We start from the raw sequence: 23,277 nt of genomic DNA, 5'->3' as shown, positions 1-23,277 counted from the left end.
ACTGCTGCCATGGAATTGGCGCTCTGCCATCCGGAACGTTGATCAAGCCGCCTGAGCCGAAAATGACCCGCGCGCGGTCTTCGCCGGATGCTTACCAAGATACTGTGAAGGCAACACTTCTTGTCGGTTCAATGAAACAGCGCGCAAATAGCTACGGTAACTAGCTACAAAGCCAGGGGGCTGGGCTAGTTCTGTCGTTACGGATGTCGCCTCGGCGGCGCTCATCTCGCGGGCCTGACTCCCAATAACACCAATTATCGTAAGTCGGGTCGCTGGGTTGGCCAGTGGCTCGGCGACAACCGGCAGACGCCAAGTCGCGCCGTTTCTATCATCCCGTACTTCCACGCATCTGCTCTTCAACTTAAGGCTTTGGGGCGCGGCTTCGCGGGCGGTCACAGCCGCACGGGATATCTTCCATGGCTGGTAAGCATTCGCTGGAGCAGGCTCTGCTCGTCGTCCGCGACGAGCATGCAGCCGTTTATGGCGCCGAGCACGAGCCGACTGTCTGTTGTCTCCAAAAGATCGCGCCAGAGCTCGGTGCACCGGGTTGGGTTACGATCCCGCGACGAGCACCGGCAAGCTTACCCTAAGAAGTGCGACCTCAATCGCGGCGACCAAGCTAAGCGTCTTGAGCTGATAGCGTTCGGAGATCGGCGCGCTCAGCACGATCCCCAAATTGGCCTTTTGCATTCCTACGACATGAATCGTGCGGCGCTCGTTTTTGATCTGATGAAGTCGCTAAGGCCAAATTGGAAATCACGCCATTTAGAACCTCGAGCGCAACCAGACGTTTGAGGCGGCAATAATCTCCTATTTTTCCCTAGGTCGGATTGGTTTACCCGCCCGCACCGGCGTCAACTTCCTATAGTTTTCTTCGATCAGCTTGATGAATGTCTCTGTTGGATAAGCGCCCGGTATTGCGATCCCAGACAGCTTGCCGCCGGCGGCGCGGCCCAAAACGAAAGTGGGGGTGCCGGTCACGTTAATTGACGCAGCGTTCGCCATATCAGCCGCAATTTCTTTGTCAAAATTGGCCTCAGAAAAGCATTTCCGAAATTGGGCTTGGTCGATCGAGGCGTCTTTCGCTATTTGATCTAGCGCCTCTTCTCGGGAACGAGCTCGTCGAAATGGCTGAAGATATAGCGCAGCACTGACCTTCGCGAACGCCGATTGAGCATCACCGCATCGTGCCGCACGAGCCATTGGCAAGGCATCGGGGTGGTACTCTAGAGGTAGATCGCGTGCCACGAAGCGCAACATGCCTTTGTCAATAAAGCGAGCCTTGAGTTCCGGAAGCGTTTTCTCGTAAAACCCGGCGCAATATGGGCATTGATAATCGGTGAACTCCAAGAGAACGAGCGGAGCATTGGACTTTCCAAACGATCGGTTCCCATCTCCTGTGGACACCTCCACGACATCACCAATCTCAAGTACGTGTTTTGACGGCGGTTCTATTTGGTTCGTTGTTGGGGAGGCGCTCTCCTCGGCTAACAAATCTTTTGCGTAGACTTGGAGGGAAAGCAGAATAATCGAGAAAGTCGCCAGCTTTCGAAATGGTAACATCATGCTCCTCCTTTGATTAATTTTGCCCATCGAGATAGCGGGGGCGGAGGCGTAAGCAAAAACTCGCAAAGCTTGCTTTCGAGAGCGACCCCAACGGATCCTCGCGAGTTTGCGGTATCGAGAACAAAGCGATGCGCGGCTTGGGTGAAAACTTCACCTACCAGACTCTCGTCCGCCCACGGCGTGGACTGACCTGCCTTCAAAAACATGAAGACGGTATAGCCATTTTGTTCAAGCGCCTTTTTAACCTTCGCGGCAACCGCCAAGTCCATCTTGGTGAATGCGATAAAGATCCGACTGTTAGGGTCAGCATTCAGCCAGCCATTAACAAACGCGCAAGCGTCAACGTCAATATTTCCCGCGAGATCACAGTCTGCCTTCTTGTCCATTAATTTCGATGACTTGAACGCAACGAGAGCGCCAAACATTCCTTGCTGGAAACCGAGAGCCCACGAGCTAGGAAGGATCTCGTCCCAATTTCTCTTCTCCGCGTGGTACCCCTTCAAAGGGGCGAGCCGGGGTCGCCCAGATATTCCGAACTTCAGCGCGCTCCCGAGAACTGTGTCGACGCCATTCTGTAGAAGTGACGGAGCAAGCTGGCGCAAGATATCGGCGTCAGCCCCGCTTGCGTCTTGATCAAAAATCGTGGCTTTGGAGGAAACGGCAATTACCAAAAGACACGCACAAACAAAGAGCGCGGCCCATCGCTTCACCATGAGCAAATTCCTAATTCAGCTAAGAATTAAGGCTGCATCCGTAGCGAGTATTTGACTATATATACTCTCCAGATGGCATGGCGTCTAGCCGGAAAGCCGGCGACCGATGGAGCGAGCAAATGGCAGACAAGGTAATTTTCGTGGCCTTTGCGATCGAGGACGCAAAGATCCGCGACATGATTAAAGGTCAATCGTTGAACACGAAGACGCCCTTCGAATACACCGACATGTCGGTGAAGGAAGCTTACGACGAGGAATGGAAGAAAAAAGTCCGCACCCGTATCCTGCGGTCCGATGGAGTGCTCGTCATTGTTAGTAAGAACTCGTTGAGCTCCACTGGGCAGAAGTGGGAGATTCAGTGTGCCAAGGATGAAAAGAAAAAGCTGAAGGGTATCTGGGCATACAAAGAAGATCGGACCAATCTTAACGGCGTCAGCACCATGGTCTGGACGTGGGAAAACCTCGCCAACTGGATTAATACGTTATAGGCGGAAAGTTATGCGCAAAGCTCTGATCGTCGGCATTGACCACTACCAGCACATCAATCCCCTCAAGGGGGCGGTGAATGACGCGTACGAAGTAAAGGGCATGCTGGAACGGCACGCCGACTCTTCGGTAAATTTCGGCTGCAAGCTGATGGTCGGCACCGGACCGAGCGATGTCATCACGCGCGTCGAACTAAAGGACGCCGTGAAGGCGCTTTTTGAAGACGACACTGAAATCAGCTTGTTTTATTTTGCCGGTCACGGCTACATCGAGCCAAACGGCGGCTACTTATGTGCCGGCGACTGCAAAACCGGAGACGATGGTGTACCATTGTCGGACGTGATGTCGGCCGCTATCAACAGCCCGGCAAGCAATAAGATCATCATCCTCGATAGCTGCCACAGTGGCGCCCTTGGACAAAACTATCTGAACAATCAGGTATCTGAAATCGGCGAGGGGATGACGATCCTGACTGCGTCGACCAAAAGCCAATACGCGATGGAAAAGAACGGCGGTGGCCTGTTCACTGGTCTCCTTGTCGATGCGCTAGGGGGGGCTGCTTCCAATCTGGTCGGTGAGGTCACGCCGGGCAGCGTTTATGCGCACATCGATCAATCGCTCGGCAGTTGGAGCCAGCGCCCGGTTTTCAAAACGAACGTAAACAGGTTCGTTTCGTTGCGGAAGATCCAGCCGCCATTGCCGCCCGAAGACTTGCGGCGCATCAAGGAGTTTTTCCCCACAGCCGGCCACGAGTTCCAACTTGACCCGGGATATGAGCCTGAGCATCCAAACGCAGACTCGAAGAAGACCCCTATCTTCGAAATCTTGCAGAAGTATAATCGCGTTAACCTGGCCGTGCCGGTAGGCACGAAACACCCCTATCACGCGGCGATCGAAAGCAAAACGATGAGGCTGACTGCCTTGGGTGAACATTATCGACGTTTGGTCGAGGACGGCCTGTTGTGACGGCGGACGAAGCCGCGAAGTTCCTGGAGGGGCTTTTGGAGCGGCTTGCTTATATCGAGCACGACCGGTGGGCGCACTGGCAGCGCTACATGCACGCCAAAGCCCAGAAGCTTCCAAACGGGGCGCTCGTGGTACCACCCGAACTTGTCGCGCAATGGGAGCGGCAACTTATGACACCATACGATCAGCTTTCCGAGAAGGAAAAGGAGAGCGATCGGGAACAGGTCAGGAAATATCTACCCGTTATCGCCGAAGCCCTTTCCAAAAAGGTAGGCTCAGCAGGCTCGGATTTTCGTATAGGTGGCCTATAGCCGGTCTGCGCTCCCCGCGGGACGGCTGTAAACGGTCTGATTTCTCCTCTCCTCGTATCGTTGCGGTACGGCAACGTGCGAAGCTGCGCGTAGTCGAATCGCAATTGCCGCGAGCCTAACCAGCAGCGACTTTGGCACGAGGCGGAGGCGTCGGCGTGCTCTCGGCCATCACGGTTGTGACGAACCTGTGTCCGTAGTTCGCGGCCGCTTGCCGAACCGCGAAGAACTGCGCGATCATCGCAATCGCATACAGGAGCGCTGCTTCGGCGGAACTCAACTCAACGAATGCCGCGATGCCGAAGCCAATCGTGGCCAATACCACGAAGCAGGCGTAGTCGCGCATGAGCAAGAAGTCTCTCTGCACGTGCTCGATTGATGGTTGCTTCTCGAGCGGCTTGTACAGGCCGTACCAGACCTTGTTCTGCTCATCGGGGGAGTCCGGCAGCTTGTTGCCGCACGCCTTCTTCAAGCGGTCCATGTCGATGAGCGGGTCATTTGGCGCGAGATCAGAGAATGCCCGGTGTCCCGGTAAAGCGTGTCGCCAGCGCAAGAACACGATGCGCGCCTTTGCGTCCGAGCTCAGCAGGCCATTGACGACCGTGACGACGACGATCGCGAGCCACAGCTGCCAACGGTTCTGATCCTTAAGCGACTTCGCTTTTGCCATCGCCTTAACCCGGGTTATGATTTACGAACCAGCGCCAGATGCCGCTATCCTCGATCTCAAGCTTGATGTTGCCGTGGTAGGCTTGATGGCAGGCCGCAAGCCACGCTCGCGGCGTAAATCTACGGTTGATCTGTGCCGAGGCGACCGTTGCAAACACCGTAGCTATTATTCCGAGGCGTAAGAAAAAGTGAGTTAGATCAACGCGGTTGACAAGACACCCCTTCCGCCAGTCAAGGCCAAAAAGCTGATAATCTCAGCATTTGGCAGTTTTGACTCACCAATCGCGACTAACCACCGGTTTAGCCTCTGCATTCGGCTGCGAGACTAAGATCTATTCGACAAGTCCGGATATGGGTTCCAGACTCGTGCAACCGTTGGTATATTCAACGAATCATCCACACGTTTCATTGGGACTTCCGATGGCAGATCGTTGGCTAGGCGTCGTCGTGTCTGGCGACAAAGTAATACTCGTAGACGCCGAGGTGGACGGCGACAAACCACTTGTCCTGCAAAGCGATCAAACGTGGTCCCTTCAAACAGGTGACCGGAGTGAGGCCTACTCTACAATCTCCCAGCAAATCGCCGATTACGTCCGCGAAAATCTGATCAAAAAAGTGGTGATGAAAGAGAGCGCAGTTAGTGGTGGCGCCGCAACCAAAGCGCTTCTTCAGTCGGCGGAGTTGCGCGGTGCCGTTATGGGCGCTCTGGGCGGCATCGTTCCAATCGACTGCAAATCCAAGGCATCAATCAGTCGGACGTTTGGCGAGCGAAACGTTGATGAATACGTCAAAGATAGTGACTTCTGGAAAAAAGAGGTCGTAGGAGTTGACCTACGAATTGGCAGCCGTGAGGCGGCCATGATCATGCTCGCTGCCAGGAAAGATAAGTGACCCTTATTTCAAATTTGCAAACCGGTGCGGAGATTGGCAGCGGTTATTTCGGAAAAGTGCACGAAGGGACTGACGACGTGCATGGGAAAGTTGCAGTCAAAATTTTCACGAGGAAACCTAGTGAAGCTGACGCAGACTGGCAGGAGCGAAAACAGGGGCTGTTGGCCGAGGGGCAACGTCTGAGCCGCGCTGAGCATACAAACGTTCTCAAGGTTCATGGGTTGCTTGAAAGCCAAACGAGCGACGCTGTTCATCTCGTGATGGATTACTGTCCGGGTGGTTGCCTGCAAAAAAAGTTCGAAGTCGGCCCCATGCCGTTAGCTGATGCTAGGCGATACGCAACGCACGTCACGATGGGATTGGCTGCTTTGCATGCCCGCGGCATGATTCATCGCGATATCAAGCCGGGCAACATTCTCCTCAACAAGCATGGCGCAGCGCAACTCGGCGACTTTGGCCTTGTAACTGATAACATCATCGTCGGTTATGCCTCTGGGCAAGGATATAGCGATCACCTTGCACCCGAAGTGCTCAATGGTGGTGGCACAAGCGTGAAGAGCGACGTATGGGCGCTTGGCATGACGATCTATCGGTTACTTCATGGTGCCGAATGGTATTCTAGGCTTCCGAAGCCGCGTCACGTCGCAGGTAAGGGTGGTTTCGCGAAGCACCTTCCCTTCTTGCCACATATTCCAAAAGCCTGGCGCACTTTGCTCCGGACAATGATGAACGATGACACTAACGCCCGTTACCAGAGCGCCAATGCCGCGTTAGCCGCTTACTCAAAGCTCGATACCACGCCCCGGTGGGACTGTGTGGTCACATCCGATAAAGTCAGCTGGACCTGCCTGCACAAGAACCGAAAGTACTTCGTCGAGTGGGAAATGGTTGGCACCGATCTATACAACTGGTCCGCGTGGAGCGAGCCCACGGGGAGAGGCAACAGACGGAGCTTCGGTTCGTCAAACGGCGTCAGTTACGACACGGCCGACCGGGAGCTCGCGGCTACATTTGCAAAGATCGGATAGCGTTATCGTCCCCTACGGCGCAACAGAACATATGGTTCCTGCAAGTCCTCAGCCGTAAGAGGCCGAAGAGAAAACGCTTCCCTAGCGATCTTTCGCCGGTCTCCGCGACATCGGTAACAATATGCCTGAGTTGCGACCACGCCCGGCCGTGGCTTCCATAGGCGCTGGCAGTGCCTACATCTCGGAAGTTGGAGCATAGAATCTCGTCCTTATTCCGATATTTTCAAAGCGAACATAACAGGAACGATTGAGTCGGGCAACCTACCCTTAATGAAAACCACAGGTTTAGTTAACGAATGGCTGCAAGCTTCCACAGCCTCCCTGCAGTCAACTCCCCGAGAGCAGCGACCCACGACGAAAGGCCGCACCGGCACCCCAAGAGCAGTAGTACTCGCCGTCCGACGCAGTGCCTCGCTTCCGACCCAAAAAGCAATGGCCCCTGAGTTGGCGAGCTATTGGGTGAAGTCGACATTCATCACAAGGTTCGTCGTGAGTGATTTCCGGTGTTTAGGTGGAGAAGGTGGCGGATGACGTTTCCGCCGCTCGTCCGCTTCAGCGCGCTTTCCAGACATTGCCGCGCCACGCGCGAAAGTCGGCCACGGGCACATGAGCAGACTCATGTCCCAACCGCACAAGGCCAGGATGGTTTCGAAGGTTAGTCAAGAACGGATCGCAAGCAGGAATTTCGACGGTGGCGAACAACTGATCAAAACCAACTCGGCCCATTACAATTCTGTCCTTTGCATTCCAAAACTAAATATCTCCCACCCTGAGGAGTATTGGGTGGATCGCACTTCGCTTTATACTTATCCCAAGTGGCTGGATCGCTCTTCACGAACGACACAAAAAAGTTTGCATGCGCCCAATTACCACCTGCACCTAGGGCTCCCGGAGTAGGCACGACGGCATACCACGCCAAGCCACTGAAGTCGGGCCTTCGCCAGACCGCGACGTTAAGTGTTGACGGTCCGGTAATTGACGCTTCTCCATCCCTTTTTGCAGAACAGATTTGGTACCCTGCTGGCGAAGCAAGCATACCTCTATGCTCTTGACCGGCGGCGGTGTCTTGAAGCTGTCCCTTCCAGAACTGTTCTGTAGATAGGTTTACTACTTCAGGGGGGACGCCATAGTAGGATGCAACAGCCTTGGTGATGGCCACGCCTTCCGGCGACGTGCGCTGTTTTGCAAACCACTCAATGAAGTTGGGCCCCCGCTGGTCATAGGTGATATCGATGTACGTCGAAACAATGTCGGGAGACTCGGCGAAGCATGGCTGTGCGACCGCCGCCAATATGGCAGCAAACAAAAATTTCCGCATAGGTTTACTCCATCATGTGTAAGATCAATGCCGATCGTGCCGACGATCGAGCAGGGCAGGCATGACGGCGCGCGGCCACGTAGGCGACGAAAAGAAAAATGCGAAGGCCCGGCTGTGCGCGGTGTCAAAGCGGAAAGCCGCGCGTGCGTTGGGGGTATCTGCGGTGCCGGCTCGCGCGCACTACACGTTCGTTAACACGGTGTTAAAAAGCGCTCCGCCGTCTGCAGTCGCTCCTTCAGCTTATCCCCTAAACTGCACATAGTTGCCATAGTACGTGGGATCGTCCCCGCCGCCACCCCCAGAACAACTCTGGTGCAAACTGGCGATTAAATTGTCCCACTGGCCCAGACCATAATCGATCTGTTGTTTACCATCCGCTATCCGGCATTCTGCCAAAGCCACTCTTGCATCGCTGAGTGCTTTCACAGCCGCGTTACCGGGTTGCTGCCTGCCTGCCCAGTTCAGCGGGGGCACTCCTTGGCCGTTGTGGCAACCCTGGCTCATTGACGCCATAGTACTTTGGAGCTGAGGAGTTGCTTCGTCGAGGATCTGTTTAATAATGTCCTTCGCGTCGGCGGCGAACGCAACGTTGGCGACCGGAGTTAAAAAGAAAACCCCAAAAATGACTGAGGCAGTTCTAGACCGGAGCGAGCGAGCCACTGATTTTTGGGTGTGAGAGATCATCGAAGTGCCCTCCTTGGCAATGATTTCCTCATAAGCTCGCCAGCCGTGGCTAGAGCTTCGGAACGGAATTTTCTTATTGAAAATTAAAGACAGGCTGGCGGCGGCAATTGCCGAAGGAGAACAATATCATGAACACTACCTTGAGTGACATACTACCTTGAGTAGATATTTAACCTTTGTAGGTACTCCGAAGGAGCCAACCCCCGTCCACATCTGAACTGCCGACCAAGGCCACCGCGACGAACGATATGGGTCATGAGCGCCGGTCGAGAGCCGAGCGGCTAGTGTCCGGTCTACCGCATACAGCGGACCTATGTGGCCGCGTGGCGAGATGAAATCTCGCCGCAGTTTCCATGCCTGCCGCCTGCCTGCGGATGCGTAGGTCAGCGTGCCGCGTCCGTAATACGCGTTGAGGCTGTCGAGGGAATTCATCAGGGATTTGGAGCGCCAGTTCGGCGAGGCGGGCCTTTTCGGCAGTGCAACGCACGGAAAGCGGGCTGCTGCGGTCCTTTGGGGAGGCGCTCATGGCTGCGGCCCTCCGAAGTCGATTTTTGCGTGTTTAGGCTGGCGGCTCCTGTCTGTTAGGGTGTCGAAGAGATTCTCTAGATCTGGGTTCGAACTGTCAGATGGTGGCGGATTAGAGTTCGAACTTTCCCACCCCTTCCGCTATCCGTCTGTCGGTTGGGCTTTCCCCCGGGCAGGTGATCGGTGAATCAGACGTTCAATCCGGCCGCGCTCGACAAGCTGAAGCTTCGCATTCAGGCATTGCGCGCCAAGACGATCGCCAACGGCTGCACCGAGGACGAGGCGCTGTCGGCCGCCGCCAAGGTCGCCGAGCTGCTGGATCGCCACGATTTGTCGCTCTCCGACGTCGAGCTGCGCGCCTCGCCGTGCGAACGGAGGGTCTTCGAGACCCATCGCAAGAAGCGAATTCCTCTGGACGACTGCATCGGCGCGATCGCTCATTTCTGCGATTGTCGGGTCTGGCGCGAGAAGAACGCGGCCGGCGAGAGCAGCTATGTGTTCTTCGGTCTCGGCGCGGATGTCGAGGTCGCGCATTATCTGGCCGAGTTGATCGACGGCGCCGTGCGCACCGAGCTTGGCCGCTTCAAGACCTCGGTCGACTACAGCAGGTTCCGGCACCAGCAGCGGCATCTGGCCAATGCCTCCTTCGCGCTCGGGATGGTGGCGTCGATCGCGAACCGGCTGGTGGCGATCAAGGCCGGTCGCGATCAGGTCAACGAAAGCACCGGCCGCGGGCTGGTCGTTCTCAAGACCTCGGTGGTCGATGTAGAGTTCGACAAGCTCGACCTCAAGCTCCGGACCCAGCGCAGCGGCGGCCGGATGGTGTCGATGACGGCCTATGAAGCCGGCGGCGCTGCGGGAGCGTCGCTGGCTATCAACCCCGGCCTTGGCGGGGCGCAGTCAGGGACCGCATCCAAGGGAAGCTGATGGCATCGGGGAGGGGCGCGGCTTCAGCCGGGAGCTGAGAGCATGGCGATGTTATTCCGTTAATCAGCTGTCTTCTGTCGTCTATGCTGCCAGTGCTAGTAAAGTGCAGCGTCACCGTAATTACGTAATCGAGTCTTCCGCAGTTACGCTGCGCGACGAGTTGTTATAGGGGCCTCCCTCGTGGATGATTGGTCTGCAGCGTTCCACGACAGCGCCTAACTCTGGTATCGAAACAAAAACCCGCGGCGGATTTCTCCCCGCGGGTTCGAACCTTCTTAGGAAGGCGCCTTACAAGCCCCCGTGCGGCTTGGCGGGCGGCCCGCTCTTACTTCCCGGCAAGCCCGCAATCTCTGCCGTGTCCTGATTCTTGATGGCCGGGTTCGCCTGGTCCTTCGCCGCAGTGGAACCAACTGTCATCCCTCGATGCACAGCGGGACCATTCTTGTTTCCAGCAAAGCCTGGGATCCCGGCGCCCGAGTTCTGCGCACTCGGAACCGAAACCGAGAGGTCCAGCCGGCCGGTTTGTGGCGCCGCCATCGCAGACGACGTTGCGAGCGCGATGACGATTGCGCTTGCTATGAGCTTCATGTCTGTCTCCAGTAGCTGCGCCCCACAACGGTCGAACGTCAGCCGCCAGCTGCGGTTTCTGCATTGACGGAATTTAAGATATCACACGTGCTGCGTGAATCGATCTATGGGGCGTTGGAACACGGCCAGGCAGGGAGCGGCATGATGGCAGTTGAAGAGAGGGACCTCAATAACAGGGGGCACTAAGCTCGGGGCAAACTCGGCGTGTTGCAGAAGTCGCACGAGATCATCAAGTACGTTCTTATCACGCAGAAAGGACGGCACTGGCACCGGTCCGCCAACGTTTCGCGGCGCCGATGTTCGGCCCGACTTCGAGCGCGACAACAGCAGCTTGCATCAAGGCTATCGAAAGAGGAGGCGACCGAAGGATTTGAGCAGCTTTACTCCAACTCGATTGTGTCGACCCTGAAGCACGGCAGGCATCTGAAAGCATGTACTGCTGGCAGGTTTGCAATCTGTGGCAGTGTCGCAAGATAATCCATCGGCCGCCTGCACTTATTGCAGATGAGGATAGGTGGAATGTGCCTCGTTCGGCCGTCGTCCATCACCCAACGCTCACGCTTACAAGCGTGGCAGCATAGTTTTGGATGATGCTGATCACAGCCCCGGTGAACTACTGAGGATTATCGGAATTTGGCAAAGGCCCCGCCAGCGCGAACCGGCCGCCCAGCCTTTACCGCCTCAGCCGTCGGCGGTGCGTCATCCAGCCGTTGCGGGGCGCCCTTCTGTACAATTGGTGCGGGGGTACGCCTCAGTCGTCCCAGAGGCGCTTACCGCACGGGCATTCGAACATGTGAGTGATGTCTCCACTGTCAGAGTCCACCACCGTTCGTACAAGCTTCATTTTCTGGCCGCAGATTCGGCAGGGTTTGCTTGAGTTGTCCTCGACAACGCAAATCTTCTCGGCGCGAAATATTTCCATGAGTCTCGCCCCCATCCGAGGTGACCTAGTGGAGATTACAAACCTACTGAAGCGGGGAAATTGGAAGAAGTCGGTACGAAGCCGCGACGCATTTACGCCTGTACACGGACCAAATCAAGACGCGCCAGCTATCCTGACGACCTTTTTGGGTACCTCATTAGATGGGCCCAACAGTGGGACGGAGCGATGTTCATCCTTTTACAAGCTTGGGCTGATGTAGTCCCTGTGCAAAACGGTAGGTCGTTTGGCACCATCGAACAGAATGGTGATGCCGGTCGTCCGAGAGCTTGTGGCGACAACGATGCCAGCCTTGCCAGCCAATTCCGGGCAACGAATTGTTCCGAGGTCGCTGAGCTTGAAACGCGCGCCGACCGCAATCTCTGTTCTCAAATCCATGGTTGCGCCTCCAAAAAGAGACAGATCGCAATGAAATGGGATACCCCGAGTAGCAAACTTCTTCAGAAATACCGCTAATCATACGCGGCAATTGTTTCAGGACCGTTTCATGGTCCGAGATTTGCGTTGCGTGGGAGACGGGTTCGCCTGCGTTTCGCGGAGGACGCTCCGAACGTGGAAGAGTTGCCCTGGGCTCGGCTCATCTCGCGCCCGGCCTTGACGTACCCTCGTTGCCGCTTCCCGTGCCACGCATCGAAAGCGTCCTTGATCTCCGCGCCTCGGGCGACCAATTCTGCTGATGCTGTATCACCAGACGGACAAGCGATTTTTTGATTTCGGAATATTCGCATATTGTCACTGTTTTGCCCGACGCGTCAAATGGTTTTTGCGGGAATGCCAGGGGTCGGCGCGCAAGTCCTTGATCCAACAGGCATGGGCTACTGTGCATGGGGTTGTTTTCGATCTTTCGGCATGTCCGGCCGGCGCGCCACACGGAACTTTTTCCTCACCGTCGCGTTATCTTGGCATGACAGAAGATCTTTCCTTCCGACGCAAACCCCTGACCCCTGAGCAGCGCCAGGCGCGCGATGCGGCGCGCCGCGTCGAGGCAGAGAAGGCCATGCGCGACCACGAGGCCGCGCAGAAGGCGTTTTATGAGAATCGGGAACGGCTGAAGGCCGAGCGGCTGGCCCGAGAGGCGGCCGCGGCCAAGGTCTGACGGCCAACGGGACCGATCGGCCGGATTTCTCCAACCTGTTTCGCCCGAGCTAACCATGACCACGTTCGACAAGCGAGAGCAGGGCTTCGAGGCCAAATTCGCCCACGACGAGGAGCTGATGTTCAAGGCCGCGGCCCGGTCCAACAAGCTGCTCGGGCTTTGGGCCGCTGGTCAGCTCGGACTCAGCGCCGATGCGGCAGCAGCTTACGCGACGGCGCTGGTCACGGACAATCTGGCCAACCAGACGATGACCCTGAGCAAGGTATCGAGCGATCTCGCGCCGAAGGGGATTTCGCGCGAGCAGGTTGCGCAGAAGCTTCAGGAATGCCTGCACCAGGCGCTGGCGCAGGTCGCAGCCGCAGCGAGCAAAGCCGGCGATTGATCACTTCACTCGGCCTGCCTGCACTCGGCCTGCCTGAACGCGGTGGCGTCGCTGAACTTGTCGACGAAGACGATGCCGATGGCAGAGACTACGAAGGTTAAGTGGATTAGCCGAAGGCCAGGGCGACGAGGCTCGAGCAGAGCAGGACCAGACCGCCTGCGGTCAGTGCCAGAAAGCCGTCGGATACCAGGTCATGTTTGCGCATGGGACACCTGCCGCTCTCGTCTTTGATGCTCGATCGGATTGATTAAGATTGTCCGAACCTGCCGCCATGAAGAGGTGATGCAATGTCGCCCGCGCGTGCCGTCAGGCCCTCGTGCGGTAGCCTTCAAACGCGTGGGCCAAAAAGATCCCCGCGCTTACCAGACCCATCAGTGCCGAAACCGTCTCGATCATCGTTAAATTCCAATCCCGCCCCTGCAGCTGAGAAAACGCGGGCGGCCTTGCACAGTCAAAAGAATTCCAGTGAAGCCGGCGACAATGGGGGTGGAGTGAGCTTTTGGCGCAACAGCATGTGCGGGTCTGGCACAAAGGAGGCGGTGCCGAAGCCCTCGCGCTCCGTAGATCAGCGGAGAATGCCAAACGTCCTGTTTACCATCCCGGCGCGAACGCTGTGGGCTCCCCATTTCCGCCGTGTTCGAGTTGCGTTATCGTTACCGCCTCTGAGACGGTGGTGGGCCGCCTCGGAGCTTGAGGTCCGGAAGGCACTCCCTGCAGGCAAGCGGGTTGGGGCCGGCTCCGGCGAAATGGTATTTGGGGCGAATGGGAATCCGACGGTCAGATTCGGTGGTGCGGGCGGCGCGTAGCGTCGCGGCGGTCGCCACCTGCCTGGCGCTTGCCAATTGCGCCTCGTCCAACAAGTTCGCCAGCCGGGTCGATCCCAAATACGGCGTGTCCTCCAGCCCGCGAGTCGTGGCCTGGGGCGATCCCGTCCCCAAGGGCGGCGGCACCTATCGCGTCGGCAAGCCCTATATGGTTGCAGGCCGGACCTACGTGCCGGAGGAGGACGTCAACTACCGCGCCGAGGGCCTGGCGTCCTGGTACGGTGACGATTTCCATGGCCGCCAGACCGCTAATGGCGAAGTGTTCGACATGGGCTCGCTGACGGCGGCACATCCGACCCTGCCGATGCCGTCCTATGCGCGGGTCACCAACCTGTCGAACGGCAAGTCGCTGGTCGTCCGCGTCAATGACCGCGGGCCCTATCACGGCAACCGCCTCATCGACGTCTCGAACAAGGCCGCTGAACTGCTTGAATTCAAAGGCAATGGCGTTGCCAGGGTCCGCGTCGAATATGTCGGCCGGGCGCCGCTCGAAGGCTCCGACGACCGCCAGCTGATGGCGACCTTGCGCACCGGTGTTCCCGCGCCGTCGCCCTCGATGGTCCGGGTCGCCTCGGCGCGGCCGTTCGTGCCGGAACTGTCGTCGAGCCGCGGCGCCATCCGGGGCGATGTCCCGATGCCGGAGGGGCGGCCGTATTCGCTCGGCAACACCTCGGCCGACGTCGCCTCGATCAATGCGACCTCGGAGATGTCGGCCTCGAGCCGCAGCCGGGGCCGCGCGTTCCAGAATGCTCGCCAAGTGTCCTATGACGAGGACGGCCGCTATGCCGCCGGGAGCGATCCTGCGGCTTCCGGTGACGGCGCCGCCGAAGCCCGCAGCATCCTGACCGGCCGCGGCCTCTACTGATCCTGGAATACGAGGCGCTCCGCTAGCGCGACGCCGCGTCGCGCAGGAAGCTCACGAGCGCGGCGTTGACCTCGTTCGGCCGCTCCTGCTGCACCCAATGGCCGGCGCCCTCGATGATCAGTTTTCGCGTCAGGTTAGGCAGCACGCGCTCCAGCTCGTTGACGCGCTTGGCGCCGATCAGGCCGGTGATGACGGCGTCCTGCGCACCTGCGATGAAAAGCGAGGGCTGCTGGATCTGCGCGTCCTGCCAGGGCGCGGTCAGCTCCCAATTGCGATCGAGGTTGCGATACCAGTTCAGCCCGCCGCGGAATCCCGACTTGCGGAAGGCTTCGGTGAAATAGGCGAGATCGGCCTCGCTCAGCCACGCCGGCAGCGGCTCCTCGGTGCTGGCTTGGCCGAGAAAGCCCTTGCCCTCCTGCACGAACATCGCCGCGTTCGGATCGGCAAGTCCACGCCCGCCGAGCACGGTGCGCATGGTGCGGGCAACGTCATGCTCGAACTCGGTCTCGGCGACGCCGGGCGCCTGAAAGTACTGCCAGTAGAAATTGGTGATGCCGCCCTGGCGCAGCAGCTCGAGCGGCTTGCCGCGTCCGCGGAATGGCGGCGGCACGCTCAGGCCGGCAACGGCCGTAAAGATATCGGGGCGGAACAGCGCCGCATGCCAGGCGACCGGCGCACCCCAGTCGTGGCCGACCACCATCGCCTTGGTCGCGCCGAGCGCCTGGACCAGGCCGACGACGTCGCCGACCAGGTCGAAGATCGAATAGGCGGTCACGTCAGGCGGCGCCGCACTCTGGCCGTAGCCGCGCATGTCGGGGGCCACGACATGAAAGCCTGCAGCCGCGAGCGCGGCGATCTGGTGCCGCCAGGAATAGGATAGTTCCGGCCAGCCATGGCACAGCACCACCAGCGGCCCCTGGCCGGCCTCGCGGATGAAGAGATCGATTCCGTTGGCCTTGATCACGCGCGTGGTGCACATCGCTTTTCCGCCTTGTTTCAGGGGTTTGGTCGAGAAACATGAGATGTCACGATAGGGACGCGAGGAGAATCGTGCAATCTCGCAGGCAAGCACCGATCCTCATGTTGTTCGCACCGGTGCCAACTGTTAGAACGCCGCTCTCAGGGCTTCGCCATGGCATTTCGTCTCATCTCGCCCGGTCATACCGGATTGTCGGCCGGAGCACTGGCGCGCGGGCTGGTCGCGGCGGCGATTGCGGTGAGCCTTAGCTGGGGCGGGGTGGTCTACGCCGCCAACCAGAGCGTCCAGGGCGCCAAGAAAACCGAAGATGCAGGCTTTGACGGCGACGCCCCCACCGCGATCCTGATCGAGGCCTCCAGCGGCAGCGTGCTGTTCGAGAAGAACGCCGACGAGCTGCGCGCGCCCTCCAGCATGATGAAGCTCGTGACCGCGGAGGTCGTGTTCAACGCGATCAAGAAGGGCGACGTCAAGCTGACCGACGAATACCGGATCAGCGAGAACGCCTGGCGCAAAGGCGGCGCGCCCTCCGGTGGCTCGACCATGTTTGCGGCCATCAACAGCAAGGTTTCGGTCGATGACCTCCTGCACGGCGCGATCATCCAGAGCGGCAACGATGCCTGCATCGCGCTCGCCGAAGGCATCGCCGGCAACGAGCGGATCTTTGCATCCGACTTCATGACCAAGCGCGCTCGCGAGCTCGGCATAACCAAATCGACTTTCGCCAACTCCAACGGCTTGCCCGACCCCGGCAACAAGATGACGGTGCGCGAGCTAGGCATGCTCGCCCGCCACATCATCCTGGACTTCCCCGAATTCTACAAACTGTTCGGCGAGAAGGAGTTCACCTGGAACAAGATCCGCCAGCCCAACCGCAATCCGCTGCTCAATTCGATGGAAGGCGCTGACGGCCTGAAGACTGGCTACACCAAGGAAGGCGGCTACGGCATGGTCGGCTCGGCCGTGCAGAATGGCACGCGACTGATCGTCGTCGTCAACGGGCTTGAGGACAGCGAGGATCGCGCCACCGAAGCCAAGAAGATGCTGGAATGGGGCTTTCGCAATTTCGAGACCCGCACGCTGATCGCGGCCGACCAGCTGGTCGGCTATGCCAAGGTGTTTGGCGGCGAGAGCCGTTCGGTGAAGCTCGTTGCGAAAGAGCCGGTGAAGGTGATGGTGCACAAGAGCGGCGGCGACAAGCTGATCGCGCGCATCATCTATAGCGGTCCGGTCCGCGCGCCGGTTCAGGAGGGGCAGCGGGTAGGCGTGGTCAGGGTCTGGCGCGGCGGCAATATCGCGGTGGAGACGCCGGTCTATGCGGCCGAGGCAATCGGCACCGGGTCGACCGTGCGGCGCGCGATCGACGGGGCCAGCGAGCTCGTGATCGGCATGTTCCGCACAGGCGCCGAGAAGCTCTGATCATGAGTGAGAGCACGGGACAGCGGCCGTCCGGACGCGGACGCTTTATCACCTTTGAAGGAGGCGAGGGGACCGGCAAGTCGACCCAGATCAAGAAGCTCGCCGACCGGCTCAAAGCGGCCAAGTTGCGCACGCTCGTCACGCGCGAGCCGGGCGGCTCGCCCGGCGCCGAGATCATGCGCCATCTGGTGCTGTCGGGGATGGGCAAGCTGCTCGGGCCCGAAGCCGAGACGCTGCTGTTTGCCGCCGCACGCGACGACCATGTCCGCACATTGATCGAGCCCGCGCTCAAGCAGGGCATTTGGGTGCTGTGCGATCGTTTCGCAGACTCAACGCGGGCCTATCAGGGCAGCCTCGGCAGCGTGCCCGCCGGTTTGATCAACGCCATGCAGCGGGTCACGATCGGCGATCTCAAGCCGGACCTCACCTTCATCCTGGACCTGCCGGTCGAGATCGGCCTGGCACGCGCGGCGGCGCGGCGCGGCAGCGGCACGCCTGACAGGTTCGAGGGCGAGAAGCTCGCCTTCCACCAAGGCCTGCGCGAGGCCTACCGCAAGATCGCCGCGGATGATCCCGCACGCTGCGTGCTGATCGACTCCAATTCCGATCCTGATACGGTTGCCGAACGCGTCTGGACCGCGCTGCGCGACCGCCTCCTGCCGACGCCCGCATCGGTGATCTCGGCATGAGCCCGCGTCAGGTCGAGCGTGAATCCGCCATTCCGCATCCGCGCGAGACAAGCCTTCTGTTCGGCCATCGCGAGGCCGAGACCGCGCTGCTCACGGCCTACCGCAGCGGGCGCATTCCGCACGCCTGGCTGATCGGCGGGCCGCAGGGCATAGGCAAGGCGACGCTGGCCTATCGTATGGCGCGCTTCGTGCTAGCGCGCGGCCAGCCGCTGGCGCCCGCCGTGCAGGGCGCCGAGGATCTCGCGATCGATCCTGATGACGCCGTGGCGCGGCAGGTTGCGGCGAGCTCGCATGGCGGTCTCTTGACGCTGGAGCGCACCGCCAACGACCGTGGCGTGATGCGGACGGTCATCACCGTCGACGAGACGCGCGAGACCATCGCGTTCTTCGGCTCGACTGCGGCCGCGGAAGGCTGGCGCGTCTGCATCGTCGACACCGTTGACGAGCTCAATCCCAATGCGGCGAACGCGCTGCTGAAAATCCTCGAGGAACCACCCCAGCAATCGCTGTTCCTGCTGGTCAGCCACGCGCCCGCACGCGTGCTCGCCACGATCCAGTCGCGTTGCCGCAAGCTGCGCTTGCGCTCGCTCACGACCGACGAGGTGATTGCCGCAGCCGCGACGGCCGCCGACCTCGCTCCGACCGATCTCGCGTTGCGCGAGGCGGCGGAGGCCTCCGAAGGCAGCGTTGCACGGGCACTGACCCTCCTTGGCGGTGATGCGCTAAAACTCCAACAGCGGACGGCGGCACTGCTGGCACGTCTGCCGCAAGTGGATCCGCGCGAATTGCACACGCTCGGCGAATCCCTTGGCACCAGCGACCGCGTCGCCCTTGCGGCCTTCATCGACGGCATCGATCGCTGGATCGCCGAACGCCTCCATTCCGACGATGCCAATGCCAACCAAAACCTGCCGCGCCTTGCGCGCCTAGCTGAGGTATGGGAAAAGATCGTCCGCGCCGCGCGCGACACCGAAACCTACAATCTGGAGCGAAAGCCCTTGGTTTTCTCGGTGTTTGGCTGGCTCGCGGACGCAACGCGCTAGGCGCAGGTACGTTTCCAAATTTTGAGAAGCTGGTAAAGGAATTCGTGGTGGCAGCGCGAGCTAAGAAAATCGCCAAGGGCAAGAGCAGCAAGAAAAACGCTGCCAAGAAGGCCGCGGAGGCGCTCGCGCGCAAAGCGGCCAAGAAGGTCAAGACGACCAGGAAGGCTACCACCAAGAAGGGCACTGCGAAGACGGCCAAGAAGGCCGGCAAGAAAGCTGCGAAGAAGCAGGTCGTCGCCAAGAAAGCCGCGACAAAGAAAGCCGCGACAAAGAAGGCCGCCAAAAAACCCGCCAAGGCTCCGGCGAAGAAGGCGGCAAAGAGGGCGAGGGCGACCGCGCCCGCCGTGATCGCCGCGCCGACTCCAGTCGCCACCCCCCCGAAGGCCGTGAAGCCCAAAGCGACGAAACCAAAGGCGCCGCCTGCACCGAAGCCGGTGGCCGCCCCGAAGCCGGCAGCGCCGGTTGCCGCGCCCGTGCGCGACAACGTCTTCTACATCTCAACCGCGATCGCCTATCCGAACGGTAACCCGCATATCGGTCACGCCTATGAGGCGATCTCGGCCGACGTGCTGGCGCGCTTTGCGCGGCTCGACGGCAAGGACGTGTTCTTCCTGACCGGCACGGACGAGCACGGCCAGAAGATGGTTCAGACCGCGCAGAACGAGGGACTCACCCCGTCTGCGCTCGCAACCCGTAACGCCGACCGCTTCAGGGAGATGGACCAGCGCCTGAACGTGTCGTTCGACCGCTTCATCCGCACGACTGAAGAACAGCACCACCGCTCCAGCCAGGAGATCTGGCGGCGCATGGAAGCGAACGGCGACATTTATCTCGACAGCTATTCCGGCTGGTACTCGGTGCGCGATGAAGCCTATTACGCCGAGGACGAGACACGCCTGAACGACGACGGCATGCGCCTTGGCCCGCAAGGCACGCCGGTCGAATGGGTCGAGGAGGAGAGCTACTTCTTTCGTCTGTCGGCCTATCAGGACAAGCTGCTCAAGCTCTATGAGGAGCACCGGGAGTTCATCGGCCCGGACGCGCGCCGGAACGAGGTCGTCAGCTTCGTCAAGGGCGGCCTGCGGGATCTCTCGATCTCACGCACCACCTTCGACTGGGGCGTGAAAGTGCCCGGTGCCGAAGATCATGTGATGTATGTGTGGGTCGACGCGTTGACCAACTACATCACCGGTGTCGGCTTCCCCGACGAAAGCGACACGAACTGGCGCTACTGGCCGGCGGACGTGCATATCATTGGCAAGGACATCATCCGCTTCCACGCGGTGTACTGGCCGGCATTCCTGATGTCGGCTGGCATCTCGCTGCCGAAGCGGGTCTATGCCCACGGCTTCCTGTTCAGCAGGGGCGAGAAGATGTCGAAGTCGGTCGGCAATGTCGTCGATCCCTTCAACCTCGCCGACCAGTATGGCGTCGACCAGATGCGCTATTTTTTCCTGCGCGAGGTCTCTTACGGCCAGGACGGCAACTACAACCATGAAGCCATCGTCGCGCGCATCAATGCCGATCTCGCCAACGATCTCGGCAACCTTGCGCAACGCTCGCTGTCGATGATCGCCAAGCAATTCGACGGCGTGCTGCCGGAACCGGGCGAGTTCAGCGACAGCGACAAGGCGATTTTGGCGATGGCCGACGGCATGATCGCCGCGTCGCGTGAGGCGATGGCGACGCAGCAGATCCATCACTGGCTCAATGCCGTGTGGGCCGTGGTCGCCGAGGCCAACCGCTATTTCGCGGGCGAGGCGCCGTGGGCGCTGGCCAAGACCGATCCGGCGCGACAGAAGACGGTGCTCTACGTCACCGCCGAAGTCGTGCGCCAGATCGCGATCCTGGTCCAGCCGGCGATGCCGACCGCATCGGGCTTGCTGCTCGACAGCCTCGGCATCCCCGCGGGCGAGCGCGATTTTGCGATGCTCGGCGGTGACAAGCGGATCGCTGCTGGATCGACGCTGCCAGCGCCGACGCCGGCGTTCCCGCGCTACATCGAGCCGGCGGCCTGAGGCGTTCGAACGATGCTGGTCGACAGTCACTGCCATCTGGATTTTCCTGACTTTGCGGAGGATCTCGACGGGATCGTGTCGCGTGCCCGCGCGGCCGGGATCAGCCGCATGGTCACGATCTCGACGCGGGTGCGGAAGCTCGATCAGCTTCTCGCCATCGCCGGGCGTTACGACGACGTCTATTGCTCGGTCGGCACTCATCCGCACAATGCGGACGAGGAAGACGGCATTGCGCCGGACGAGTTGATCGCGCTGACGCGGCATCCGAAAGTGGTCGCGCTCGGCGAAGCCGGGCTCGACTATTTCTACGACGACGGCTCGCCGGAGGCGCAGGCGAGGGGCTTTCGTGCCCACATCGCGGCGGCCCGCGCCACCGGCCTGCCGCTGGTGATCCACACCCGCGAGGCGGATGAGGATTGTGCGCGCATCCTGGAAGAGGAGGCGGCACGCGGACCGTTTCGCGCCGTGCTGCATTGTTACACCGGCGGGCGCGAGCTGGCTCTGAAGGCGGTGTCGCTCGGGCTCTACATCGGCTTCACGGGCATTCTGACCTTCAAGAAGTCGGATGCCTTGCGCGCGCTCGCGGCCGAACTGCCGGCTGACCGTATTCTGGTTGAAACAGATTCGCCCTACCTTGCGCCGGGAAAGTTCCGGGGCAAGCGCAACGAGCCGGCCTATGTGGTCGAGGTCGCAAAAGTGCTCGCCGAGACGCGCGGCGTGTCGCTCGAAGAGATATCACGCCAGACCAGCGAAAACTTCTTCCGCTTGTTCTCCAAGGTGAAAGCTTGAGGTTCTGATCCGCATGACGCTGACGCTGACGATCCTGGGGTGCGGCTCTTCCGCCGGCGTACCGCGCCCGGCCCTCGGCTGGGGCGCCTGCGATCCCAACAATCCCAAGAACCGCCGCCGCCGCTGCTCGCTGCTGGTCGAACAGACCTCGAACCACGGCACCACACGCGTCGTGATCGACACCTCGCCGGACCTGCGCGAGCAGTTGATCTCGACCGATGTCGACCACATCGACGCAGTATTCCTGACGCACGAGCATGCCGACCAGACCCATGGCATGGACGATCTGCGCTCGGTTGTGATCCATATGCGCAGGCGCATCCCGGTCTATTTCAATCAATCGACCGCGAAAGATATCATGGCGCGGTTCTCCTATTGCTTCATCTCGCCAGAGGGCAGCGACTATCCGCCGATCCTGACGCGGCATTCGATCGAGGCAGGCGGGAGCCAGATCATCATTGGCAAGGGCGGGAACGTTACAATGACCGCCTTCCTGGTCCAGCACGGCAACATTCCCGCGCTCGGCTATCGCATCGGCAATGCCGCCTACACGCCCGACCTCAACGACATCCCGCCCGAGAGCTTTGGCGCCCTGGAAAATCTCGATCTCTGGATCGTCGATGGCCTGCGCTACACCCCGCATGTCAGCCATTTCAGCATCAACGACGCGCTGTCCTGGATCGAGCGCTTCAAGCCGAAGCGTGCCATCATCACCAACATGACCGCCGACGTCGATTACGAGGTGATCCGGCAATCGCTGCCATCAGGCGTAGTGCCGGCCTATGACGGGCTGCGGCTGGAGACTCACTGAGCCCATCCAGCGGAAATTTTTCCGCAGGCCGGCATGCTCCTTGCTTTCGCGAGCCCTGTCGTGTTGGTCTAACGTCTCAAAGACAGGCGTCGGATGGAGGCGATAATCAAGCGAGGCTGGCGATATCGCCGAGCTTGATTGAGCCGCAATATGAGGATGGGGGCCGGGTTGGCAGAGCACGGCGACGACGTAACAGCTGTTGGACCTGTCCGACGTATTCTGGATCTGCTCTACCTCGGTGCGGGTTACGCTGCCGGCGTCTTCCTGTTCGCGATCTTCGCCATCATGATGGTCATGTCGATCGGGCGGCAGTTTGCGCTTAACATCCCGGCCGGCGATGATTTTGCATCGTGGTGCATGGCCGCGATGGCGTTTCTGGGCCTCGCCCACACCTTCAAGCGCGGCGAGATGATCCGGGTCGGCCTGCTGCTCGAGCGCTTGCACGGGCGAAGCAAGCAGGTGGCGGAGATCGTGGCGCTCGGCATTGCAACGGCCTTCGTTCTCTACTTCACCCGACATGCCGTGCAGATGACTTACGATTCCTGGCGCTTCAACGACGTGGCGCAGGGCGTCGTTGCGCTTCCTCTCTGGATTCCCCAGCTCGGCTTTGCCGGCGGTCTTGCGATCCTGTCGATCGCGTTGATCGACGAAATGGTCAGTGTCGTCGGCGGCAACCGTCCAAGCTACGAGAAGAGTTCCCCGGACGAGACGCCGGACGAATTCATCGAACGTATCTCGCAAGGCGGCGGCGGTTGA

At 59.9% G+C, this 23,277-nt stretch carries 25 protein-coding genes; 16 read left to right on the top strand and 9 right to left on the bottom strand.

Annotated features, from left to right (window positions below; genetic code table 11):
* Positions 1–810: 810 nt before the first annotated feature.
* Both ABIC09_RS11450 and ABIC09_RS11445 read right to left on the bottom strand, forming a co-directional pair.
* Positions 811–1,566 (bottom strand): DsbA family protein, encoded by a 756-nt coding sequence (locus tag ABIC09_RS11450; protein ID WP_354109314.1) that lies wholly within the window; start codon positions 1,564–1,566, stop codon positions 811–813.
* The gene (locus ABIC09_RS11445; protein ID WP_354109313.1) at positions 1,563–2,279 is read right to left on the bottom strand and encodes a hypothetical protein; all 717 of its coding nucleotides are present in this window, start codon (positions 2,277–2,279) and stop codon (positions 1,563–1,565) included. The genes ABIC09_RS11450 and ABIC09_RS11445 overlap by 4 nt, the downstream gene beginning before the upstream one ends.
* 119 nt (positions 2,280–2,398) lie before the next feature.
* On the opposite strand from ABIC09_RS11445, the gene ABIC09_RS11440 reads away from it, so the two are divergent.
* From ABIC09_RS11440 to ABIC09_RS11430, 3 genes are read left to right on the top strand one after another with little or no spacing between them, the layout of a single operon-like run.
* Positions 2,399–2,767 (top strand): TIR domain-containing protein, encoded by a 369-nt coding sequence (locus tag ABIC09_RS11440; RefSeq protein WP_354109312.1) that lies wholly within the window; start codon positions 2,399–2,401, stop codon positions 2,765–2,767.
* 10 nt (positions 2,768–2,777) lie between these two features.
* Positions 2,778–3,731: a caspase family protein gene (locus tag ABIC09_RS11435; RefSeq protein ID WP_354109311.1), complete on the top strand. Its 954-nt coding sequence runs from the start codon at positions 2,778–2,780 to the stop codon at positions 3,729–3,731.
* Entirely contained in the window at positions 3,728–4,042 is a 315-nt protein-coding gene (locus ABIC09_RS11430; protein WP_354109310.1) for a hypothetical protein, read from the top strand. The genes ABIC09_RS11435 and ABIC09_RS11430 overlap by 4 nt, the downstream gene beginning before the upstream one ends.
* Before the next feature lie 115 nt (positions 4,043–4,157).
* Here ABIC09_RS11430 and ABIC09_RS11425 read toward each other — a convergent pair whose 3' ends face one another.
* Positions 4,158–4,709 carry a hypothetical protein gene (locus tag ABIC09_RS11425; protein ID WP_354109309.1) on the bottom strand — a complete coding sequence of 184 codons (552 nt, stop codon included), beginning with the start codon at positions 4,707–4,709 and terminating at the stop codon, positions 4,158–4,160.
* A 419-nt stretch (positions 4,710–5,128) separates the two neighbouring features.
* Between ABIC09_RS11425 and ABIC09_RS11420 the strand changes: the two genes are divergently transcribed.
* Complete coding sequence (locus ABIC09_RS11420; RefSeq protein ID WP_354109308.1) at positions 5,129–5,599, top strand: hypothetical protein; 471 nt, start codon at positions 5,129–5,131, stop codon at positions 5,597–5,599.
* Positions 5,596–6,627, top strand: a complete 1,032-nt coding sequence (locus ABIC09_RS11415) for a serine/threonine-protein kinase (RefSeq protein WP_354109307.1) — start codon at positions 5,596–5,598, stop codon at positions 6,625–6,627. Before ABIC09_RS11420 ends, ABIC09_RS11415 begins: the two co-directional genes overlap by 4 nt.
* 706 nt (positions 6,628–7,333) lie before the next feature.
* Here the strand turns inward: ABIC09_RS11415 and ABIC09_RS11410 are convergent.
* The 3 genes from ABIC09_RS11410 to ABIC09_RS11400 form a co-directional block, all read right to left on the bottom strand.
* On the bottom strand, positions 7,334–7,945 hold the full coding sequence (locus ABIC09_RS11410; RefSeq protein ID WP_354109306.1) for a hypothetical protein: 612 nt from the start codon (positions 7,943–7,945) through the stop codon (positions 7,334–7,336).
* Between the two features lie 240 nt (positions 7,946–8,185).
* Positions 8,186–8,629 carry a hypothetical protein gene (locus ABIC09_RS11405; protein ID WP_354109305.1) on the bottom strand — a complete coding sequence of 148 codons (444 nt, stop codon included), beginning with the start codon at positions 8,627–8,629 and terminating at the stop codon, positions 8,186–8,188.
* A 135-nt stretch (positions 8,630–8,764) separates the two neighbouring features.
* Positions 8,765–9,061, bottom strand: a complete 297-nt coding sequence (locus ABIC09_RS11400; protein WP_354109304.1) for a DUF4113 domain-containing protein — start codon at positions 9,059–9,061, stop codon at positions 8,765–8,767.
* 276 nt (positions 9,062–9,337) lie between these two features.
* Here ABIC09_RS11400 and ABIC09_RS11395 point away from each other — a divergent pair, with 276 nt between their 5' ends.
* Entirely contained in the window at positions 9,338–10,081 is a 744-nt protein-coding gene (locus tag ABIC09_RS11395; protein ID WP_354109303.1) for a DUF7168 domain-containing protein, read from the top strand.
* Between the two features lie 288 nt (positions 10,082–10,369).
* Here ABIC09_RS11395 and ABIC09_RS11390 read toward each other — a convergent pair whose 3' ends face one another.
* Both ABIC09_RS11390 and ABIC09_RS11385 read right to left on the bottom strand, forming a co-directional pair.
* A complete protein-coding gene (locus ABIC09_RS11390) occupies positions 10,370–10,669 on the bottom strand; it encodes a hypothetical protein (protein ID WP_148749245.1) in 300 nt (99 codons plus the stop codon).
* 1,120 nt (positions 10,670–11,789) lie between these two features.
* Entirely contained in the window at positions 11,790–11,987 is a 198-nt protein-coding gene (locus ABIC09_RS11385) for a hypothetical protein (protein WP_148749244.1), read from the bottom strand.
* A 526-nt stretch (positions 11,988–12,513) separates the two neighbouring features.
* On the opposite strand from ABIC09_RS11385, the gene ABIC09_RS11380 reads away from it, so the two are divergent.
* The 3 genes from ABIC09_RS11380 to ABIC09_RS11370 all read left to right on the top strand — a co-directional run bounded on the left by ABIC09_RS11380 (position 12,514) and on the right by ABIC09_RS11370 (position 14,776).
* Complete coding sequence (locus ABIC09_RS11380) at positions 12,514–12,705, top strand: hypothetical protein (protein WP_148749352.1); 192 nt, start codon at positions 12,514–12,516, stop codon at positions 12,703–12,705.
* A gap of 55 nt (positions 12,706–12,760) precedes the next feature.
* The gene (locus tag ABIC09_RS11375) at positions 12,761–13,087 is read left to right on the top strand and encodes a DUF1476 domain-containing protein (protein ID WP_354109302.1); all 327 of its coding nucleotides are present in this window, start codon (positions 12,761–12,763) and stop codon (positions 13,085–13,087) included.
* 762 nt (positions 13,088–13,849) lie between these two features.
* Positions 13,850–14,776 (top strand): septal ring lytic transglycosylase RlpA family protein, encoded by a 927-nt coding sequence (locus ABIC09_RS11370; protein WP_354109301.1) that lies wholly within the window; start codon positions 13,850–13,852, stop codon positions 14,774–14,776.
* Positions 14,777–14,798: 22 nt separating this feature from the next.
* Here ABIC09_RS11370 and ABIC09_RS11365 read toward each other — a convergent pair whose 3' ends face one another.
* Positions 14,799–15,755: an alpha/beta fold hydrolase gene (locus tag ABIC09_RS11365; protein WP_354109300.1), complete on the bottom strand. Its 957-nt coding sequence runs from the start codon at positions 15,753–15,755 to the stop codon at positions 14,799–14,801.
* Between the two features lie 153 nt (positions 15,756–15,908).
* Here ABIC09_RS11365 and ABIC09_RS11360 point away from each other — a divergent pair, with 153 nt between their 5' ends.
* From ABIC09_RS11360 to ABIC09_RS11330, 7 genes are all read left to right on the top strand, one after another.
* On the top strand, positions 15,909–17,171 hold the full coding sequence (locus tag ABIC09_RS11360) for a D-alanyl-D-alanine carboxypeptidase family protein (RefSeq protein WP_354109299.1): 1,263 nt from the start codon (positions 15,909–15,911) through the stop codon (positions 17,169–17,171).
* Between the two features lie 2 nt (positions 17,172–17,173).
* A complete protein-coding gene (gene tmk, locus ABIC09_RS11355) occupies positions 17,174–17,860 on the top strand; it encodes a dTMP kinase (protein ID WP_354109298.1) in 687 nt (228 codons plus the stop codon).
* On the top strand, positions 17,857–18,903 hold the full coding sequence (locus ABIC09_RS11350) for a DNA polymerase III subunit delta' (protein WP_148749238.1): 1,047 nt from the start codon (positions 17,857–17,859) through the stop codon (positions 18,901–18,903). The genes tmk and ABIC09_RS11350 overlap by 4 nt, the downstream gene beginning before the upstream one ends.
* 47 nt (positions 18,904–18,950) lie before the next feature.
* Positions 18,951–20,921 (top strand): methionine--tRNA ligase, encoded by a 1,971-nt coding sequence (gene metG / locus ABIC09_RS11345; RefSeq protein WP_354109297.1) that lies wholly within the window; start codon positions 18,951–18,953, stop codon positions 20,919–20,921.
* Positions 20,922–20,933: 12 nt separating this feature from the next.
* Positions 20,934–21,710 carry a TatD family hydrolase gene (locus tag ABIC09_RS11340; RefSeq protein ID WP_354109296.1) on the top strand — a complete coding sequence of 259 codons (777 nt, stop codon included), beginning with the start codon at positions 20,934–20,936 and terminating at the stop codon, positions 21,708–21,710.
* Positions 21,711–21,723: 13 nt separating this feature from the next.
* The gene (locus ABIC09_RS11335; RefSeq protein ID WP_148749235.1) at positions 21,724–22,521 is read left to right on the top strand and encodes an MBL fold metallo-hydrolase; all 798 of its coding nucleotides are present in this window, start codon (positions 21,724–21,726) and stop codon (positions 22,519–22,521) included.
* A 150-nt stretch (positions 22,522–22,671) separates the two neighbouring features.
* A complete protein-coding gene (locus ABIC09_RS11330; protein ID WP_148749234.1) occupies positions 22,672–23,277 on the top strand; it encodes a TRAP transporter small permease in 606 nt (201 codons plus the stop codon).

It is taken from the genome of Bradyrhizobium sp. S3.12.5 (assembly GCF_040548225.1).
In the GTDB taxonomy this organism is placed as follows: Bacteria; Pseudomonadota; Alphaproteobacteria; order Rhizobiales; family Xanthobacteraceae; genus Bradyrhizobium; species Bradyrhizobium cytisi.
The sequence above is the reverse complement of the archived record's forward strand: the minus strand, read 5'-3'. Positions and strand labels throughout refer to the sequence as shown.

What these genes read in the sequence shown, in the direction of transcription:
- ABIC09_RS11450 (WP_354109314.1), bottom strand. Translation starts at nt 1,566, where the DNA reads ATGATGTTACCATTTCGAAAGCTGGCGACTTTCTCGATTATTCTGCTT.
- ABIC09_RS11445 (WP_354109313.1), bottom strand. Translation starts at nt 2,279, where the DNA reads ATGGTGAAGCGATGGGCCGCGCTCTTTGTTTGTGCGTGTCTTTTGGTA.
- ABIC09_RS11440 (WP_354109312.1), top strand. Translation starts at nt 2,399, where the DNA reads ATGGCAGACAAGGTAATTTTCGTGGCCTTTGCGATCGAGGACGCAAAG.
- ABIC09_RS11435 (WP_354109311.1), top strand. Translation starts at nt 2,778, where the DNA reads ATGCGCAAAGCTCTGATCGTCGGCATTGACCACTACCAGCACATCAAT.
- ABIC09_RS11425 (WP_354109309.1), bottom strand. Translation starts at nt 4,709, where the DNA reads ATGGCAAAAGCGAAGTCGCTTAAGGATCAGAACCGTTGGCAGCTGTGG.
- ABIC09_RS11420 (WP_354109308.1), top strand. Translation starts at nt 5,129, where the DNA reads ATGGCAGATCGTTGGCTAGGCGTCGTCGTGTCTGGCGACAAAGTAATA.
- ABIC09_RS11410 (WP_354109306.1), bottom strand. Translation starts at nt 7,945, where the DNA reads ATGCGGAAATTTTTGTTTGCTGCCATATTGGCGGCGGTCGCACAGCCA.
- ABIC09_RS11405 (WP_354109305.1), bottom strand. Translation starts at nt 8,629, where the DNA reads ATGATCTCTCACACCCAAAAATCAGTGGCTCGCTCGCTCCGGTCTAGA.
- ABIC09_RS11400 (WP_354109304.1), bottom strand. Translation starts at nt 9,061, where the DNA reads ATGAATTCCCTCGACAGCCTCAACGCGTATTACGGACGCGGCACGCTG.
- ABIC09_RS11390 (WP_148749245.1), bottom strand. Translation starts at nt 10,669, where the DNA reads ATGAAGCTCATAGCAAGCGCAATCGTCATCGCGCTCGCAACGTCGTCT.
- ABIC09_RS11385 (WP_148749244.1), bottom strand. Translation starts at nt 11,987, where the DNA reads ATGGATTTGAGAACAGAGATTGCGGTCGGCGCGCGTTTCAAGCTCAGC.
- ABIC09_RS11380 (WP_148749352.1), top strand. Translation starts at nt 12,514, where the DNA reads ATGACAGAAGATCTTTCCTTCCGACGCAAACCCCTGACCCCTGAGCAG.
- ABIC09_RS11375 (WP_354109302.1), top strand. Translation starts at nt 12,761, where the DNA reads ATGACCACGTTCGACAAGCGAGAGCAGGGCTTCGAGGCCAAATTCGCC.
- ABIC09_RS11370 (WP_354109301.1), top strand. Translation starts at nt 13,850, where the DNA reads ATGGGAATCCGACGGTCAGATTCGGTGGTGCGGGCGGCGCGTAGCGTC.
- ABIC09_RS11365 (WP_354109300.1), bottom strand. Translation starts at nt 15,755, where the DNA reads ATGTGCACCACGCGCGTGATCAAGGCCAACGGAATCGATCTCTTCATC.
- ABIC09_RS11360 (WP_354109299.1), top strand. Translation starts at nt 15,909, where the DNA reads ATGGCATTTCGTCTCATCTCGCCCGGTCATACCGGATTGTCGGCCGGA.
- tmk (WP_354109298.1), top strand. Translation starts at nt 17,174, where the DNA reads ATGAGTGAGAGCACGGGACAGCGGCCGTCCGGACGCGGACGCTTTATC.
- ABIC09_RS11350 (WP_148749238.1), top strand. Translation starts at nt 17,857, where the DNA reads ATGAGCCCGCGTCAGGTCGAGCGTGAATCCGCCATTCCGCATCCGCGC.
- ABIC09_RS11340 (WP_354109296.1), top strand. Translation starts at nt 20,934, where the DNA reads ATGCTGGTCGACAGTCACTGCCATCTGGATTTTCCTGACTTTGCGGAG.
- ABIC09_RS11335 (WP_148749235.1), top strand. Translation starts at nt 21,724, where the DNA reads ATGACGCTGACGCTGACGATCCTGGGGTGCGGCTCTTCCGCCGGCGTA.
- ABIC09_RS11330 (WP_148749234.1), top strand. Translation starts at nt 22,672, where the DNA reads ATGAGGATGGGGGCCGGGTTGGCAGAGCACGGCGACGACGTAACAGCT.